Annotated in this window: 14 protein-coding genes and 1 pseudogene; 11 read left to right on the top strand and 4 right to left on the bottom strand. The window is 68.0% G+C overall.

Annotation, left to right across the window (positions count from 1 at the left end):
* From PKE84_RS06935 to PKE84_RS06925, 3 genes and pseudogenes are all read left to right on the top strand, one after another.
* A pseudogene (locus PKE84_RS06935) lies at positions 1 to 440 on the top strand (ABC transporter family substrate-binding protein); the annotation flags it as partial.
* A gap of 194 nt (positions 441 to 634) precedes the next feature.
* Complete coding sequence (locus tag PKE84_RS06930) at positions 635 to 2,167, top strand: ABC transporter permease (protein ID WP_271176493.1); 1,533 nt, start codon at positions 635 to 637, stop codon at positions 2,165 to 2,167.
* A complete protein-coding gene (locus tag PKE84_RS06925; RefSeq protein ID WP_271176492.1) occupies positions 2,167 to 3,180 on the top strand; it encodes an ABC transporter permease in 1,014 nt (337 codons plus the stop codon). Before PKE84_RS06930 ends, PKE84_RS06925 begins: the two co-directional genes overlap by 1 nt.
* A gap of 29 nt (positions 3,181 to 3,209) precedes the next feature.
* Here PKE84_RS06925 and PKE84_RS06920 read toward each other — a convergent pair whose 3' ends face one another.
* A complete protein-coding gene (locus PKE84_RS06920) occupies positions 3,210 to 3,836 on the bottom strand; it encodes a PH domain-containing protein (protein WP_271176491.1) in 627 nt (208 codons plus the stop codon).
* 86 nt (positions 3,837 to 3,922) lie between these two features.
* On the opposite strand from PKE84_RS06920, the gene PKE84_RS06915 reads away from it, so the two are divergent.
* The 3 genes from PKE84_RS06915 (at position 3,923) to typA (ending at position 9,565) form a co-directional block, all read left to right on the top strand.
* Positions 3,923 to 5,782, top strand: coding sequence for a dipeptide ABC transporter ATP-binding protein (locus PKE84_RS06915; protein WP_271176490.1), 1,860 nt, complete (start codon positions 3,923 to 3,925; stop codon positions 5,780 to 5,782).
* A 278-nt stretch (positions 5,783 to 6,060) separates the two neighbouring features.
* On the top strand, positions 6,061 to 7,446 hold the full coding sequence (locus tag PKE84_RS06910) for an HNH endonuclease signature motif containing protein (protein ID WP_271176489.1): 1,386 nt from the start codon (positions 6,061 to 6,063) through the stop codon (positions 7,444 to 7,446).
* A 196-nt stretch (positions 7,447 to 7,642) separates the two neighbouring features.
* The gene (gene typA, locus PKE84_RS06905; RefSeq protein ID WP_271176488.1) at positions 7,643 to 9,565 is read left to right on the top strand and encodes a translational GTPase TypA; all 1,923 of its coding nucleotides are present in this window, start codon (positions 7,643 to 7,645) and stop codon (positions 9,563 to 9,565) included.
* 151 nt (positions 9,566 to 9,716) lie between these two features.
* Here the strand turns inward: typA and efeB are convergent, their stop codons facing one another.
* The 3 genes from efeB to efeU are packed head-to-tail and all read right to left on the bottom strand — an operon-like array spanning position 9,717 to position 13,121.
* On the bottom strand, positions 9,717 to 11,012 hold the full coding sequence (gene efeB / locus PKE84_RS06900) for an iron uptake transporter deferrochelatase/peroxidase subunit (protein ID WP_373877123.1): 1,296 nt from the start codon (positions 11,010 to 11,012) through the stop codon (positions 9,717 to 9,719).
* Between the two features lie 4 nt (positions 11,013 to 11,016).
* The gene (gene efeO, locus PKE84_RS06895) at positions 11,017 to 12,198 is read right to left on the bottom strand and encodes an iron uptake system protein EfeO (RefSeq protein ID WP_271176486.1); all 1,182 of its coding nucleotides are present in this window, start codon (positions 12,196 to 12,198) and stop codon (positions 11,017 to 11,019) included.
* A 59-nt stretch (positions 12,199 to 12,257) separates the two neighbouring features.
* On the bottom strand, positions 12,258 to 13,121 hold the full coding sequence (gene efeU / locus PKE84_RS06890) for an iron uptake transporter permease EfeU (RefSeq protein ID WP_271176485.1): 864 nt from the start codon (positions 13,119 to 13,121) through the stop codon (positions 12,258 to 12,260).
* 107 nt (positions 13,122 to 13,228) lie between these two features.
* Between efeU and PKE84_RS06885 the strand changes: the two genes are divergently transcribed.
* From PKE84_RS06885 to PKE84_RS06865, 5 genes are all read left to right on the top strand, one after another.
* Positions 13,229 to 13,612, top strand: coding sequence for a DUF6113 family protein (locus tag PKE84_RS06885; RefSeq protein ID WP_271176484.1), 384 nt, complete (start codon positions 13,229 to 13,231; stop codon positions 13,610 to 13,612).
* A gap of 38 nt (positions 13,613 to 13,650) precedes the next feature.
* Positions 13,651 to 13,971, top strand: coding sequence for a ferredoxin (fdxA, locus tag PKE84_RS06880; protein ID WP_271176483.1), 321 nt, complete (start codon positions 13,651 to 13,653; stop codon positions 13,969 to 13,971).
* Between the two features lie 4 nt (positions 13,972 to 13,975).
* Positions 13,976 to 15,094 carry a succinyldiaminopimelate transaminase gene (dapC, locus tag PKE84_RS06875; protein ID WP_271176482.1) on the top strand — a complete coding sequence of 373 codons (1,119 nt, stop codon included), beginning with the start codon at positions 13,976 to 13,978 and terminating at the stop codon, positions 15,092 to 15,094.
* 125 nt (positions 15,095 to 15,219) lie between these two features.
* Positions 15,220 to 16,599 carry a citrate synthase gene (locus PKE84_RS06870; RefSeq protein WP_271176481.1) on the top strand — a complete coding sequence of 460 codons (1,380 nt, stop codon included), beginning with the start codon at positions 15,220 to 15,222 and terminating at the stop codon, positions 16,597 to 16,599.
* Positions 16,600 to 16,616: 17 nt separating this feature from the next.
* The gene (locus PKE84_RS06865) at positions 16,617 to 16,907 is read left to right on the top strand and encodes a hypothetical protein (protein WP_271176480.1); all 291 of its coding nucleotides are present in this window, start codon (positions 16,617 to 16,619) and stop codon (positions 16,905 to 16,907) included.
* The last annotated feature ends 24 nt before the right edge of the window (positions 16,908 to 16,931 follow it).

The following is a 16,931-nucleotide window of genomic DNA, read 5'->3' as shown; positions in this document are numbered from 1 at the left end:
GTGTCGACGAGTTCCAGGCCATCCAGGCCTCGGCGTCGAAGGCCGGCTTCAAGATCGTGGACGCCGGATCGCCTGACTGGAGCACCCTGCTCCCCGGTGGCAACTACGACGCATCGCTCTTCGGCTGGATCAGCCCGGGTGCCGGTACGTCGCAGATCCCGCAGCTGTTCACGACCGGTGGTGGCGGTAACTACAACCGTTACAACGCCATGAACGACGTCGCTGTCCAGACGCAGACCACGGTCGACAAGAGCGAGCTGGTCAAGCTCGAGCAGCAGATCGACAAGGCCACGTTCTCCGACGGCTACGGCCTGCCGCTGTTCCAGCTGCCCGGTGTGTTCGGTGTCAACGCCCGTATCGACGGTGCGAAGTACATGGGCAACCAGACCGGACCCTTCTGGAACTTCTGGGAGTGGTCGGTCAAGTCCAGCAAGAAGTAACAACACCACAGTGATGGGTGCCCGGGTGAACCCCGGGCACCCATTCTGCGGGCGGGGCGCCGGCCTGGTCGGCGCCCCGTATCATGTAACGGTGGACGAGACCCGTCCAGCCATTCCCGAAACGCGCCCCCGCCGGGTCATCCGCTCGGCCGACCCCCCAACCGGGCGCGTTGTGTCAGTGAGGTTTTCAACCTATGGCGAGTTTCATCCTGAGACGCCTTCTGGTCTCGGTGCTCATCATCATCGCCGCATCGTTCCTGATGTACATGCTGGTCGCGTACAGCGCAGACCCGCTCAAGGACCTGCGCGACAGTAGTTCTCCCAACAAAGCGAACCTGATCAACGCCCGCGTGGAGTTGCTTCAGCTCGACGTCCCGCCGCCGTTGCGCTGGCTCTTCTGGCTCGGTGGAGCGGCCAAGTGCCTCATCCCCTTCGCCAACGCCTGCGACCTCGGCTCCACCATCTCGCGCGCGCAGGTGGTCGACATCCTCCCGCAGGCGCTGGGATCGACCGTGCAGCTCGTCACGCTCGCGCTCGTCCTCGCCATCCTGCTCGGTGTCACCATCGGTATCGTCACCGCCCTTCGCCAGTACAGCGGACTCGACAACGTCGTCACGTTCCTCAGCTTCTTCCTGTACTCGCTCCCGGCGTTCCTCGTCGCCGTGCTCCTCAAGGAGTTCGTCGCGATCGACTTCAACGACTTCCTGGTCGATCCGGTGATCCAATGGTGGGTCGCAGGGTTGATAGGCCTCGTCGCGGGCCTGATCTGGCAATCGTTGATCGGCGGAGACGCGCGTCGCCGTCTCACCACGTTCCTGATCTCGGGAGTCGCCACCGCCGGCGTGCTCCTGCTGATGAGCGCGACCGACTGGTTCCTGCACCCCGGCCTCGGCCCGGTGGTCATGATCATCCTGGTCGCGGCCGTTGTGATCGGGACGACCGCGCTGGTCTCCGGCCTGCAGAACCGCAAGGCGCTGCTCACCGCGATCATCAACGGCGCGATCACGATCGTCTGCTACTTCGCGCTGCAGCCGCTGTTCAACGTGTCTTCGGTGGCGACCATCGTCATCCTGGCGATCGTCGCGATCGTGGTCAGCCTGGCGATCGGGTACTTCGTCGGCGGCTACGACCGCGGGCAGAACATGCGCGTCGGCGTGATCGTCACGATCGTCTCCGGCGCCCTGGTGCTGCTCGACCGCTTCATGCAGGCGTGGCCCACCTACTTCGACGACACCAACGGCCGGCCGATCGCCACCGTCGGCTCGTCGACGCCGGGGCTCGAGGGTGACATCTGGGTGACCGGACTCGACACGTTCACCCACCTCATGCTGCCGACCATCGCGCTGCTCCTGATCTCGTTCGCCTCGTACACCCGCTACTCGCGGGCCGGGATGCTCGAGGTACTCAACCAGGACTTCATCCGCACCGCGCGCGCCAAGGGCCTGCCGGAGCGCACCGTCGTCGTGCGGCACGCGTTCCGCAACATGCTGATCCCGATCACCACCCTCGTCGCGTTCGACGTCGGCGCGCTCCTCGGTGGTGCCATCATCACGGAGCAGGTGTTCGCCATCCCGGGCATGGGCGCGTTGTTCAACGCGGGCCTCAGCCGAGGCGACCTCAACCCCGTCATGGCCTACTTCGTGGTCATCGCCGCGATGGCGATCCTGTTCAACTTCCTCGCGGACCTCGCCTACGCCGCACTCGACCCGAGAGTGAGGGTCCGATAATGTCCAGCACAGAACCGATGATCGCCGATGAGCTGCAGGCGCCGACCGCGCCGCCGGTCAGCCAGGGCCGTCTCATCTGGAAGCGCTTCCTCTCGAACAAGCTTGCCGTCGGCAGCGCCATCCTGTTCATCCTGATCCTGCTGTTCTCGATCAGCGCGATCGGCATCGGCCCGATCCACGGCTGGTGGAAGTACGACTTCAAGGAGCTGAACGACCAGGTCAAGCAGGGCGCCCCCACGTGGGAGCACCCGTTCGGCCAGGACCGGATCGGCAAGGACTACTTCGCCCTCACCATGCGCGGCATCCAGAACTCCGTGCTGGTCATGGTCGTGATCGGTGTGATCGCCAGTGTCGTCGGCGTCGTCGTCGGCGCCATCGCCGGATACTTCCGCGGCGTCACCGACGCCATCCTGATGCGCATCACCGACGTGTTCATCGTCATCCCGGCCCTCGTGATCGGCTCGGTCGTCGGTCACATCTCGGGCGGCCTCGGCGCCCCGGTGCTCGCCGTCATGCTCGGGTTCTTCTCGTGGATGGGCATCGCGCGTCTGGTGCGCGGCGAGTTCCTGTCGCTCCGCGAACGCGAGTTCGTCGAAGCGGCCAGGGTCGCCGGCGCGTCCGACATGCGCATCATCTTCAAGCACATCCTGCCGAACGCCATCGGCGTCGTCATCGTGGCCTCGACGCTGATCATGGCCTCGGCCATCCTGCTCGAGACCGCGCTGTCGTTCCTCGGCTACGGCATCCGGCCGCCGGACGTCTCGCTCGGTCTGCTGATCAGCCAGAACGAGTCGGCGTTCCAGACCCGTCCGTGGCTGTTCTGGTGGCCCGGTTCGTTCATCGTGGCGCTGGCGCTGCTCGTCAACTTCGTCGGCGACGGCCTGCGCGACGCGTTCGACCCGCGGCACCGCCGGTTCAACCTGCGCAAGATGCGCGAGGAGGAGCCGGAGCCCGGCGAAGACGACACCCGCGGCCCGCGCACCGGTGCGGCCATCGCGGAGGACGTGCTGTGACCAGCCTCGTCACCGGCCTGCTGCTCGCCTCAGGTGAGCAGCAGGGCGGCGACCGTTCCGCCCAGGAGCACAACCACGCCGGCGATGGTCGCCACGTTCCAGGTCACGACGACCTTCGCCTCGTCGGCGACGCCCACCTCGAGCGCGCCGGTGTCGCGCAGGTGCGTCCAGCGCCGGCGCACGACCTCGGCGGCCTGACCGGACTCCGTGGAGAGCAGATCACCCGGGCGGCGCGCTTCGCTGTCGACGGACGGCCTGCCGGCGCGACCCTTCACCTCGTTGCGGGTGGCGCGCAGAGTGCTGGCGGTCCCCGGGGCGGGCGCGCTCCATACGGAGTAGCGGTGGCCGGGCGTGTAGAGCGTGAGCGCGTATTTCGTGTCGACGTGCACGAGAGCCGGCCACGGGATCTCGATCGTGCGCTCGACGTTGTGCACGGTGATGCCCTCGGGAGCCACGACGAGACGGGGCTGCCAGAGCGCGGCCCACGCCACGAAGGCGAAGAGGGCGCACGGAACCAGGTAGAGCAGGCGCTGATCGTGCACGCTCACGACGAGGGCGACCGCGATCGCGGCAGCGCCCGCCCAGATCAGAACGGCGATGACCCGGTTGAACCGGGAGACGAACACCTCGCGTTCGTCGGTGGAGGTGTACGGCATGACTCCATGCTCTCATCTCCCGTCTCACCGAAACGCGACAGGAGCCGTCGGGCGATCCCCGGCGCCCGCGAAAGGAACACCAACTCATGACCGACACAACCAACGGTCAGGCCGACGTCGTGACCGATGCGCCGGTGCTCGCCGTCCACGACCTCTCGGTCGACTTCGGCGTCGACAACACCTGGATCCCGGCCGCCAAGAAGCTGAACTACTCGATCAAGGCCGGCGAGGTGCTGGCGATCGTCGGCGAGTCCGGCTCCGGCAAGAGTGCGAGCTCGATGGCGATCCTCGACCTCCTGCCGAAGAACTCGCGTGTGCGCGGTTCGATCAAGCTCGAGGGCCGCGAGCTCACCGGGCTGACCCAGCCGCAGATGCGCCGCGTGCGCGGACGCCAGGTCGCCGTGATCTTCCAGGAGCCGATGACGGCGCTGAACCCCGTCTACACGGTCGGTTCGCAGATCGTGGAGACCCTGCGCATCCACTTCGGCATGTCGCCGCACGAGGCCAAGGAGCGCGCCCTCGAGCTGCTCGCCATGGTCGAGCTGCCCGACCCGGTGAAGGCGTACAACTCGTACCCCCACCAGCTCTCGGGGGGTCAGCGGCAGCGCGCGATGATCGCGCAGTCGATCTCCTGCGACCCCAAGCTGCTCATCGCCGATGAGCCGACCACCGCGCTCGACGTGACGGTGCAGGCCGAGATCCTCGAGCTGCTCCGCAGCCTGCGCGACCGGCTCGACAGCGCCATCCTGCTGATCACCCACGACATGGGCGTCGTGGCCGACCTCGCCGACAACATCGTCGTCATGCGCAAGGGCGACATCGTCGAGGGCGGAACCGTCAAAGAGGTCTTCGCGAACCCGAAGCACCCGTACACGATCGCCCTGCTCGACGCCGTTCCCCACCTCGGCCAGCGCGGTGACGAGGAGATCGACACTACGGCTGCCCTGGCTGCCGGCACCGAGAACGCCGACCCCGCGTACGCCGAGCGCATCGCCGTCAACGAGCGCATCGCCCGCGCCGAGCACGAGGCCGCCATCGCCGACCCGCGCACCGTCGTCGTCGACTTCCAGGATGTGGCGATCGAGTACCCCAAGCACGGCCGCGTCCCGGCGTTCCGCGCCGCCAGCAACATCGACCTGCAGATCCACGAGGGCGAGGTCGTCGGCCTCGTGGGCGAGTCCGGTTCGGGCAAGACCACGCTGGGCCGCTCCGCGATCGGCCTCCTGCCGATCCACTCGGGCAAGCTCGTCGTAGCGGGTCAGGACATCAGCAACGCCGGCCGCGACGAGATCCGCAAGCTGCACCGCAACGTCGGCATCGTCTTCCAGGACCCGTCGTCGTCGCTGAACCCGCGCCTCCAGATCGCCGACAGCATCGGCGAGCCGCTGCTGCTCGCCAAGGGGCTCAAGGGCAACGCCCTCGCCAAGGAGGTCGACCGTCTGCTCGACAGCGTCGAACTCCCTCGCGCCTACCGCAGCCGGTTCCCGCACGAGCTCTCCGGCGGTCAGAAGCAGCGCGTGGGCATCGCCCGCGCCCTGTCGCTGAAGCCGCAGGTGCTGATCGCCGACGAGCCGACCAGCGCCCTCGACGTGTCGGTGCAGGCTCGTGTGCTCGAGCTCATGCAGCAGCTGCAGAAGGAGATGAACTTCGCCTGCCTGTTCATCACCCACGACCTCGCGGTCATCGACGTGCTCGCCGACCGCATCGCGGTGATGCACCACGGCAACCTGGTCGAGGTCGGGACGCGCAACGAGATCCTGCGGTACCCGAAGGAGGCGTACACGCAGCGTCTGCTCGCTGCGGTGCCGCTGCCGGACCCCGACCAGCAGCGCGCGCGCCGCACCCTGCGCCTGGAGCTGCTCGCTGCAGGCTCGGACGAGGCCGAGACCGTTCCCGCGGTCGACCTGTCGCACGAGCCCGAGCCGCCGGTGGCGCAGGGGCTGTAGCGCCCCGCGTCCGACCGACGCACACCTCCGGAACTCCGGTGCGATTTCGCGCCGGAGTTCCGGAGTTAAGCCCCCAATGACGGCGCGTCGAGTCGGAGTTCCGGAGTTGTGGAGGGCCTCGACGCCGTGTGCGTCCGGGCTCTTCTTGTTCGTGGGCGTCTCTCATCGCAGACCGGCCTCCACAAGCACGGCCGCGCGAGGGTTATCCACAGGAAAAAAGCCGATCAAAGGCACTTTCTGTGCCCTGCAGTGTCGGTGGTTCGTGATGGACTTGTTCCATGACCAGCACACCGGCCGCGGCGCTCCGGGAGGCGCTCGCCGGTCTCGCGACGCCCGAGGCGCTCGGTGGGGATGCGCTGCTGAATTCACTGACGACTCTCGGGCACGTGCAGGCGGTGCTGGACGCCGTGAAGGTGCGCGTCGTCGGTGAACTCGTGGCGCGTTCGAACCTCCCCGGATCGCAGAACCCGGTGTCCCGGGCCGGGCACTCCAGCCCGGCGGCTCTCGTGGAGGAACGCTGGCGTGTGCCGAAAGCGCAGGCGCGCAGATACTGCGTCGTGGCCGAGAGCGTCACCCGCCGCCTGAGCCTGACGGGGGAGACCCTGCCGCCGCAGCTTCCGATCCTCGCCGAGGCAGTCGATGCGCCGCTCCACGAGGCCGGCGCTCCGCTCGAGGGAGTCGGTGCAGGAGTCGGCATCGACCACGCGAGCGTCATCGTGCGTGAGCTGGCGAAGACCGCTCCCGGATGCAGCCTGAGCGATCTCCGTGTCGGAGAGCGCGTTCTGGTGGATCATGCGCCGAGCCTGACCGTTGCCGAGCTCCGCACGCTCGCCAGCCACGTGCGCGATCGACTCGACCAGGATGGCGTGGTGCCACGCGAGCAGCGGCAGCGACAGCGTCGTTCGCTGACGATCAGCACGACCAGCGACGGCCTCACCCATGTCGACTGGTACCTGGATCCGGAGTCGGCGGGCTATGTCGTCGCCGCCATCGACGCCCACGTCGGGCGCGAGCTGCGTGCCGTCCGATTCCGCGACACGGGCGCTTCTGCCGCTCCTGGCGAAGCGGACGAGCTCCCGGAGACGCGCAGCGTTGCACAGCTCCGGTCCGACGCGGCCACCGACGTCTTCCGGCACGTCGCGACGTGCGTGACGCCGGGGCCTGCGGAGAAGCCACCCGTGACCGTCATCGTGCGAATCGACTGGGACGCGCTGCGTTCCGGCATCGGCACCGGCGCGATCGACGGCGTGGCCACCCCCGTCAGCGCAGGCACTGTCAGGCGGATGGCTGCCGATGCGGGAGTGATCCCGGTCATCCTGGGCGGCGGGTCCCAGGTGCTCGACTTCGGTCGGGCGCGCCGGCTGTTCAGCACAGCGCAGAAGCTGGCCCTGGCCGAACGCGACGGCGGATGCGCCTGGGCTGGATGCCCGCATCCGCCGTCGTACACCGAGGCCCACCACATCCGCTGGTGGAACGCTCACGGCGGCGGCACCGATCTCGGCAACGGAGTTCTGCTTTGCAGCAGCCACCACCATCGCGTGCATGACGACGGGTGGGAGATCGTGGTGAGCGATAGTGCTCCGCAGTTCATACCGCCCGCCCACGTCGATCCCGATCGTCGTCCCCGGGCAGGCGGCCGCGTCCGCGTGCCCCTGGTCGCGTGATGCCGGGTGTCGGTGGCGGGGAGGAGGTGCTGGCAGCGTGGGGGACTGGCGGGCGATGAGGTGAGATGCCGGTGAATTCTGGGTGAAACCGACCGAAAGCGCGAGCTCCGGGAGGGCTTTCGCCGGGTTCCCAGGCGATTCGGGATAGAATGGATCGTTTCCCCCACCACTTCTGACGAGAGTCGAGTCTTCACGCATGTCCGAGAACGCCGTCGCCCACCGCGATGATCTGCGCAATGTCGCAATCGTCGCCCACGTCGACCACGGCAAGACCACGCTGGTCGACGCCATGCTCCGCCAGACCAATTCGTTCTCGGCGCACGAGCATGTCGAAGACCGCGCGATGGACTCGAACGAGCTCGAGCGTGAGAAGGGCATCACGATCCTCGCCAAGAACACGGCGATCTCGTACAACGGCAAGCACGCGGACAACGGTCCGATCACGATCAACGTGATCGACACCCCCGGCCACGCCGACTTCGGTGGCGAGGTGGAGCGCGGTCTGTCCATGGTGGACGGCGTTGTGCTCCTCGTCGACGCGAGCGAGGGCCCGCTGCCGCAGACGCGCTTCGTGCTGCGCAAGGCGCTCGAGGCGAACCTGCCGGTGATCCTGGCCGTCAACAAGACCGACCGCAGCGACGCGCGCATCCAGGAGGTCGTGAGCGAGAGCCAGGACCTGCTCCTCGGCCTGGCGAGCGACCTGGCCGACGATGTGCCCGACCTCGACCTCGACAAGATCCTCGACGTGCCGGTGGTCTACGCGTCCGGCCGTGCCGGCGCCGCGAGCCACAACCAGCCCGCGAACGGCGAGCTTCCCGACAACGACGATCTCGAGCCGCTGTTCGAGGCGATCCTGGAGCACATCCCGGCGCCGTCGTACGACCCGGAGGCGCCGCTGCAGGCGCACGTCACGAACCTCGACGCGTCGCCGTTCCTCGGCCGCCTCGCGCTGCTGCGCATCTTCAACGGCACGCTGAAGAAGGGCCAGACGGTCGCCTGGGTGCGTCACGACGGCGACGTGCACAACGTGCGCGTGACCGAGCTGATGATCACCAAGGCGCTCGACCGCTACCCCGCTGAGAGCGCCGGCCCCGGCGCCATCGTCGCCGTCGCCGGATTCGCGGACATCATGATCGGCGACACGCTCGCCGACCCCGAGGACATCCGCCCGCTGCCGGCGATCCACGTGGACGAGCCGGCGATCTCGATGACGATCGGCACGAACACCTCGCCGCTGGTCGGCAAGGTGAAGGGCCACAAGCTCACCGCCCGCATGGTGAAGGACCGCCTCGACCGCGAGCTGGTCGGCAACGTTTCGCTCCGCGTGCTCGACATCGGCCGTCCCGACGCGTGGGAGGTGCAGGGCCGCGGTGAGCTGGCGCTGGCGATCCTCGTCGAGCAGATGCGCCGCGAAGGCTACGAGCTCACCGTCGGCAAGCCGCAGGTGGTCACGAAGCGCGTCGACGGCAAGCTGCAGGAGCCGTACGAGCACCTGACGATCGACGCACCGGAGGAGTACCTCGGAGCGATCACGCAGCTGCTCGCCGCCCGCAAGGGCCGCATGGAGAACATGTCGAACCACGGCACGGGCTGGGTGCGCATGGAGTTCATCGTCCCGTCGCGCGGCCTCATCGGCTTCCGTACGGAGTTCCTGACGACCACGCGCGGCACGGGCATCGCGAACGCGATCTCGCACGGCTACGACGACTGGGCCGGTCAGATCATCACCCGCAGCAACGGCTCGATCGTGGCCGACCGCTCGGGCGTGGTGACGCCCTTCGCGATCATCGCCCTTCAGGAGCGCATGACGTTCTTCGTCCAGCCGACGGAGGAGGTCTACGAGGGCATGGTGATCGGCGAGAACTCGCGCGCCGACGACATGGACGTGAACATCACCAAGGAGAAGAAGCTGACCAACATGCGTCAGTCGACGGCCGACAACTTCGAGTCGATGACTCCGTCGCGCCAGCTGACCCTGGAGGAGAGCCTCGAGTTCGCGCGCGAAGACGAGTGCGTCGAGGTGACGCCCGAGATGGTGCGCATCCGCAAGGTGGAGCTCGACTCGAACGCGCGTGCACGCGCGACGTCGCGGCTGAAGAAGCAGGATCAGAACGCCTGATCCGCGGTCGGGCCGCGAGGCCGACTGAGGAGATGTGAGAACCCGGTGGCGTTCCGAGAGGAAGCCACCGGGTTCTTCGCCGTTCGGGGGTGAGCCTGGCGGTAGGCGAACAGCCGGTTAGGCGAACAGCCCAGCTAGGCGAACAGCCGGGCTAGTCGAACAGCCCGGCGCCAACGTACGAGCCCTCGCGCGCACCGGGAGGCACCGCGAAGATCGCCGAGCCGACGTGCTTGAGGTACTCGTTCATGGCGTCGCTGCGTGCGAGCTGCTGCTGGATCGGGATGAACTGCTTGCGCGGATCCCGCTGGAAGGCGATGAAGAACAGCCCGGCGTTCAGCCGGCCGAGCTCGTCGTTGCCGTCGACGAAGTTGTACCCGCGCCGCAGCAGTTGCGCGCCGTTGTTGGTGGTCGGATGCGCGAGCCGCACGTGCGAATCGGGGTCGATCTTGGTTCCGCCCGACGGGGCGAGGGCGAGGAAGTTGGGCTCGGTGAACTCGGTGCCGCCGGAGAGGGGAGCGCCTTCGCCCTTGTCCCGCCCGATGATGCGCTCCTGCTCCCCGAGCTGCTGCCGGTCCCAGGTCTCGATGACCATCCGGATCTTGCGGGCGACGAGGTACGAACCGCCGTGCATCCAGCCGGCGCCGTCGCCGGAGTCGGCCCACACCTGGTCGGCGACGACGGAGGAGTCCTCTGCCTTGATGTTGGCGGTGCCGTCTTTGAACCCGAACAGGTTGCGCGGGGTGGTCTGACTCCGCGTGGTCGAGGAGGTGCGCCCGAAGCCGAGCTGCGACCAGCGGATGGAGGCACGGCCGAAGGCGATGCGCGACAGGTTCCGGATGGCGTGCACGGCCACCTGCGGGTCGTCGCTGCACGCCTGCACGCAGAGGTCGCCGCCGACGTAGGCGTCGAGGAGGGCGTCTCCGGCGAAGTGCGGGAGGTCGACGAGGGCGGACGGGCGCCGGGAGGCGATCCCGAAGCGGTCGCGTCCATCCGTGTCGGTGAACAGGGTGGGCCCGAAACCGATGGTGAGGGTGAGACCGCCGGGCGGCAGGTCCAGGGCTTCTCCGGTGTCATCCGGCGGCGCATCCGCCGGGCCGCTGGCGGGCCCGTACTTGCCGGCCGGCCTGCCCTGAGTCATGCGGGCGGCGGCGACGGTCCAGTCGCGCAGGAGCTCGACGAGCCCGTCGCGGTCGAGGTCCGCCGCGACGTCGAACGCGGCGAAGTGCAGGCGATCCTGAGCGGCGGTGGTGATGCCGGACTGGTGCTGTCCGTAGAACGGGTAGGTGTCGGTGGGGTGGGTCGAGGCACCGAGGACGGTGCGGTCGAGCACGACCCCGGCGCCGACGCCGACCAGGCCGGCCCCGACCGTCGCGCCGGCGAGCCCGAGCATTCCCCTTCGGGAGAGCCCGGGCTTGCCGGTGGCGGTGTTCTCGTCGGTCACGCGGATGATGCTATTTGACGATGATGGACGTGAGCTGGCTCAGCGGCTCGCTGAGAGCGTTGACCTCGTCGGAGAGCTGCTTGACCTGGGTGGTGCTCAGCTCGGTGTAACTGACGAAGCCGTCGCCCTTCTTGTACTGGGCGAGGAGCTTCTGGATGGCGGCGAACTCGGTGTCGAGCTTGCTCACGACCTGCTTGCCGGACTGACCCTTGGCCTCGGCGATGTCGCGCACGATGCCGTAGGCCACGTTGGCGCCCTCGACGTTGGCCTGGAAGTCCCAGAGATCGGTGTGCGAGAAGGTCTCTTCTTCGCCGGTGATCTTGCTGCGCGAGACCTCCTCCATCAGGCCGATGGCACCGTTGGAGATCTGGTCGATCGTGAGGGTGAAGTTCTTGGCGGCGACGAGGTCGGAGAGCCGCTGGGTGTCGGCGACGAGCTGCTTGCCGAGGGTGGCGCGCTCCGCGGGGTTCGACGGCGTGAAGCCGGCCGGAGCCCAGAGGTCCTTCTCGATGCGGTGCCAGCCGGTCCAGGTCTGGCCGCTCTCGACGTCGGCCTCGCGCAGGTCGATGGCGGGGTCGATGTCGCCGAACTGCTCGGCGGTCGGCTCGATGCGCTCGTAGAAGGCGCGGGCGGAGGCGTACTGGTTGCGGGCGGCGGTGTCGTCGCCGGCCTCGTAGGCAGCGGCGAACGACGTCGTGGCGTCGAGCAACTGGCTGGTCTGGTCTTTCAGGTAGCCCTTGTAGTTGGTGACGGCGGTGGCGACCTGCTTGGACTCGCTCGCATCGGTGGTGGTGCTCTTCCCCTTCGTCACCGTGAAGGCGGCGAGGTGAGCGGGGGAGCCCGTCATGCCCTTGCGGCAGGCGGTGAAGTAGTCGCCCTCGGTCAGCTGCACGACGTAGTTGACGGTCGTCCCCGGGCCGATGTTCTCCTTCTCGCCCGCGATCCGGAGCTTGTCGCTCGCCAGGATCTCGAACTCGTTGACGTCGGTGCCCTTATTGGTCACCTGGAAGGTGATCGCGCCGCTCGGGGCGGTCTTCTCCGAGACCGTGCAGGCGGTGTCGGTGAGGGAGACGGCCAGGGCCTCGGCGTCGGCGGAGGCACGGTTGGGGACGCATCCGCTGAGGGCGAGGGCGATGGTCGCCGCACCGGCGAGCGTGCCGGTGAGCACGGCGAGGGAACGTCTTCTGGGCATGGCTGTGGTTTCTTCCTCAGTGATTCGGGCTGTGTGGTGTCTGGGGATGGGGGAGAGGATCAGGAGGCGACGGATTCGCCGACCCGCGCTGACGGTTTCGCAGTCGCTCGCGTCGGTCGCGCCGTCGAGTGGTGCTGGCGCACGTAGAAGAAGGTGACGACGGCGATGTACGCCACCCAGCCGCCCACCTGCAGCCAGGTGGGGGAGGGATTGAAGTTGACGATGCCCTGCATCACGGTGCCGTACCAACTGGAGGCCGGGATGACCGTGCTGATGTCGTAGGCGTGCACGCCGGCGCCGGGGAGCACGCCCGCCTCCTGCAGGTCGCCGATACCATAGGCGAAGACGCCGCCCGCTACCAGGATGAGAAACGCGCCCGTCCAGGTGAAGAAGGTGCCGAGGTTGATCTTCACGAAACCGCGGTACAGCAGGTATCCGAGCACAGTGGCGGTCAGGATGCCGAGCAGAGCGCCGACCGCCGGCTCCCAGCTGCCCCCGACGGAGGCGACGGTGGCCCAGACGAAGAGTGCGGTCTCGATTCCCTCGCGCCCGACGCTCAGCATGGCGAGGATGACCACGCCCCAGCCGGCTCCGAGGAGGGCGGCGTCGAGGCGGGTCTGAAGGGTGCTCTTCATCGAACGGGCGGTCTTGCCCATCCAGAAGATCATCCAGGTGACGAAGCCGACCGCGACGATCGAGAGGCCGCCGCCGATGATCTCCTGGGCCTCGAAGCTGAGTCCGTACGGGCCCCAGGTGAGCAGCGCGCCGAGACCGAGCGGGACGACGATCGCGATGCCGACACCGAACCAGAACTTGCGGAGCACATCCTGACGTTTCACCTTGACGATGTAGGCGACGAGGATGCCGACGACGAGGGCTGCTTCGAGGCCTTCGCGGAGGCCGATCAGGTAGTTGGCGAGCACAGAGGACTTCCGGAAGAGGTTCGGGGGATGTTGGTAAGGCTAACCTTACCCATCGACTCTAGGCAACTCTCCGCGGTCTGTCCAGGGCCAGTCGGTAGTATTCGAGAATGCTCAGCCGGGTCGTGACGTACGTGCTCCTGTTCCTGTTCGGCGTCGTCATCGGCGGCGTCGGCACGATCGTGCACCAGACCACGTTCACCGCCGGAATCGCCTGGCCGTGGGCCCTGGTGCTCTCGCTCGTGGCGTACACATCGCTGCTGGTCGGCCTCCGGATGCTCGGCAGTCGCATCCCGGCGCTCATCGCCGCACTCGGCACGATCCTGACGGTGCTGCTCTTCACGCAGAAGAGCGCCGGTGGTTCGGTGCTCATCCCGAACAACGTGCTCGGCCAGGTGTGGCTTGCGGCGCCGATCGTGCTGGCGGCCATCGTGCTCGCCTGGCCCGACCTGAGCCGCCGGCGACGCGGAGCCCCGGCCGTCGAAACGGCATAAGCTAGACGAGTACCTCTCGCGAAGGGAAACCCTGCACAGTGACCTACGTCATCGCCCTCCCCTGCGTCGACGTGAAAGACCGGGCCTGTATCGACGAATGCCCGGTCGATTGCATCTACGAGGGCGAACGGTCGCTCTACATCCACCCCGACGAGTGCGTCGACTGCGGTGCCTGCGAGCCGGTGTGCCCGGTGGAGGCGATCTATTACGAAGACGACCTCCCGGAGCAGTGGGCCGACTACTACAAGGCCAACGTGGAGTTCTTCGACGACGTGGGCTCGCCCGGCGGCGCGGCCAAGGTCGGTGTGATCGCCAAGGACCACCCGATCATCGCCGCACTTCCGCCCCAGGCGCACTAGCACCGTGGCGCTGGGAGAGCTTCCCGACTACCCCTGGGACCAGATGGCGCCGTTCGCGGCGCGCGCCAGGGAGCACGCGGGCGGACTGGTCGACCTGTCCATCGGTTCGCCGGTCGACGCGACGCCCGACCTGATCCGCGAGGCCCTCGCGGCGGCGACCGACGCGCACGCCTACCCCCAGACCGTCGGCACGCCCGCGCTGCGCGAGGCGATCGTGGAGTGGTTCGCGCGACGACGGGGCGTGACCGGGCTCGGCGTCGACAACGTCCTCCCGACGGTCGGCTCCAAGGAGTTCGTCGCCTTCCTCCCGTTCATGCTCGGCCTCGGCGAGGGCGACGCGGTGGTGCATCCACGCGCGGCGTACCCGACGTACGCGATCGGCGCAGCGCTCGCCGGAGCGGATGCGGTCGCCTCCGACGATCCTGCGGAGTGGCCGGAGAACACGCGGCTGATCTGGCTCAACAGCCCGGGCAATCCGGATGGGCGCGTACTGACGGTCGACGAGCTGCGGGCCGCTGTGGAGCGCGCCCGTGAGCTCGGGGCGGTCATCGCCAGCGACGAGTGCTACGCCGAGCTCGGCTGGGACGCGCCGTGGGACGCGGAACGGATCCCGAGCATCCTGGACCCCCGGGTCATCGGCGACAACCGCCGCAATGTGCTCGCCGTCTACTCGCTCAGCAAGCAGTCGAACCTGGCCGGCTACCGCGCGGCGTTCGTCGCGGGATGCCGAACGGTGCTCGCGCGCCTCCTCAACGTCCGCAAGCACGCCGGGCTGATGCTGCCGGCGCCGTTGCAGGCCGCGATGGTCGTCGCCCTCGGCGATGACCAGCACGTGGACGAGCAACGGGAGCGCTACCGGGCGCGCCGCGCACAGCTCAAGCCGGCGCTCGAGGCGGCCGGCTTCCGCATCGACGACAGCGAGGCGGGGCTGTACCTCTGGGCGACCGAAGGCCGGGATTCCTGGGAGACGATCGCCCGCCTGGCCGATCTCGGGATCCTGGCGGGGCCCGGTGTCTTCTACGGCGACGCCTACCCGCAGCACGTGCGTCTCTCGCTGACCGCGACGGACGAACGCATTACCACCGCGGCAGAGCGGCTGCGGTCGCTTGGAGACTCTCTCTAACCACAGCGGCCGCCGTTTGCACGATGCGACAGTTGTCCGAGTCGTTCGTTAGGCTGTATCCGCACGACTTTTTGCAGCGCTGCCACGATCGGCGCGCGAATCACACCAACTACCCAGGAGGCGTTGTGAGCGGACTCGGCACCGAGAAGGCATCGGCGGAGCAGACCCAGCCCGCGCAGCCGCAGCAGACCCCGCCGGCGCAGGCGGAGCAGCCGGCGCAGGCCGGCGAGCAGAAGGCGACGCTGACCTTCCCCGGTGGATCCGCGGAGTTCCCGATCCTGTCGAGCACCACGGGTGCGTCGAGCATCGACTTCTCCTCGCTGACCAAGCAGACCGGCCTCACCGGTCTGGACTACGGCTTCGTGAACACGTCGGCCACGCGTTCAGCGATCACCTACATCGACGGCGACGCCGGCATCCTGCGCTACCGCGGTTACCCGATCGAACAGGTCGCCGAGAACTCGACGTTCCTCGAGGTCGCCTGGCTGCTCATCCACGGCGAGCTGCCGACTCCGGCCGAGCTGGCGGAGTTCGACGAGCGCATCCGTCGCCACACGCTGCTGCACGAGGATCTGCGCCGCTTCTTCAGCGCGCTGCCCCACGACGCGCACCCCATGTCGGTGCTCTCGAGCGCCGTCTCCGCGCTGTCCACGTTCTACCAGGACTCGCTGAGCGTGCACGATCCCGAGCAGATCGAGCTGTCGACCATCCGGTTGCTGGCCAAGCTCCCGGTGATCGCGGCGTACGCCCACAAGAAGAGCCTGGGGCAGGCGTTCCTGTACCCCGACAACTCCCTGAGCTTCGTCGACAACTTCCTGCGCCTGAACTTCGGCACGATGGCCGAGCCGTACGAGGTGAACCCGGTGCTGTCGAAGGCGCTGGAGCGTCTGCTCATCCTGCACGAGGACCACGAGCAGAACGCGTCGACGTCCACGGTGCGTCTCGTCGGCTCCACGCAGGCCAACCTGTTCGCCTCGGTCTCGGCCGGTATCAACGCGCTCTACGGCCCGCTCCACGGCGGGGCCAACGAGGCGGTCCTCGACATGCTCGCCGGCATCCGCGATTCGGGCGAGAGCGTGCAGAAGTTCGTCGAGCGCGTCAAGAACAAAGAAGAAGGCGTGAAGCTCATGGGCTTCGGTCACCGCGTCTACAAGAACTTCGACCCGCGCGCCCGGCTCGTCAAGCAGAGCGCCGACGAGGTGCTCGCCGCGCTCGGCGTGCACGACCCGCTGCTCGACATCGCCAAGGAGCTCGAAGAAGTCGCGCTGGCGGATCAGTACTTCATCGACCGCAAGCTGTACCCCAACGTCGACTTCTACACCGGCGTGATCTACAAGGCGATGGGCTTCCCGACGCGCATGTTCACCGTGCTGTTCGCGATCGGCCGGCTGCCGGGCTGGATCGCCCACTGGCGCGAGATGAACACCGACCCGGCCACCAAGATCGGCCGTCCCCAGCAGCTGTACATCGGCAGCGACGAGCGGTCCTGGCCGACGAGCCGCTGAGCGACGGGACAGCGATCATGAGCGATGACATCACGGGCGGACCCGACGCGGACGCCGACGAGACGCACGGCACCGACGAGATCGACGGTGTGAGCATCGAGCTCTCGAACGACGAGGCGCTCGTGCTGTTCGAGTGGCTCGCCCACCGCGACGAGGCCGGCGATCTGCCGCTCGAGGACGCGGCCGAGCAGCGCGTGCTCTCCGACATCCACGCCGGGCTCGAGATCGCTCTCGAAGACGCGCTCAGCCCGGAGTACGCCGAGCTGCTGGCCGCCGCGCGCAAGAACGTCCGCGACGCGCCTCAGTAGTCCACCGGACGCTGCAACAAGCGC

It is taken from the genome of Leifsonia poae (assembly GCF_027921845.1).
GTDB classification, from domain to species: domain Bacteria; phylum Actinomycetota; class Actinomycetes; order Actinomycetales; family Microbacteriaceae; genus Leifsonia; species Leifsonia poae.
This window is presented reverse-complemented; position numbering and strand designations above follow the sequence as displayed.

Excerpts from the sequence above, each read along its gene's own strand:
- PKE84_RS06915 (WP_271176490.1), top strand. The coding sequence starts at position 3,923 with ATGACCGACACAACCAACGGTCAGGCCGACGTCGTGACCGATGCGCCG.
- PKE84_RS06930 (WP_271176493.1), top strand. The coding sequence starts at position 635 with ATGGCGAGTTTCATCCTGAGACGCCTTCTGGTCTCGGTGCTCATCATC.
- PKE84_RS06925 (WP_271176492.1), top strand. The coding sequence starts at position 2,167 with ATGTCCAGCACAGAACCGATGATCGCCGATGAGCTGCAGGCGCCGACC.
- typA (WP_271176488.1), top strand. The coding sequence starts at position 7,643 with ATGTCCGAGAACGCCGTCGCCCACCGCGATGATCTGCGCAATGTCGCA.
- PKE84_RS06865 (WP_271176480.1), top strand. The coding sequence starts at position 16,617 with ATGAGCGATGACATCACGGGCGGACCCGACGCGGACGCCGACGAGACG.
- PKE84_RS06910 (WP_271176489.1), top strand. The coding sequence starts at position 6,061 with ATGACCAGCACACCGGCCGCGGCGCTCCGGGAGGCGCTCGCCGGTCTC.
- efeO (WP_271176486.1), bottom strand. The coding sequence starts at position 12,198 with ATGCCCAGAAGACGTTCCCTCGCCGTGCTCACCGGCACGCTCGCCGGT.
- PKE84_RS06920 (WP_271176491.1), bottom strand. The coding sequence starts at position 3,836 with ATGCCGTACACCTCCACCGACGAACGCGAGGTGTTCGTCTCCCGGTTC.
- PKE84_RS06885 (WP_271176484.1), top strand. The coding sequence starts at position 13,229 with ATGCTCAGCCGGGTCGTGACGTACGTGCTCCTGTTCCTGTTCGGCGTC.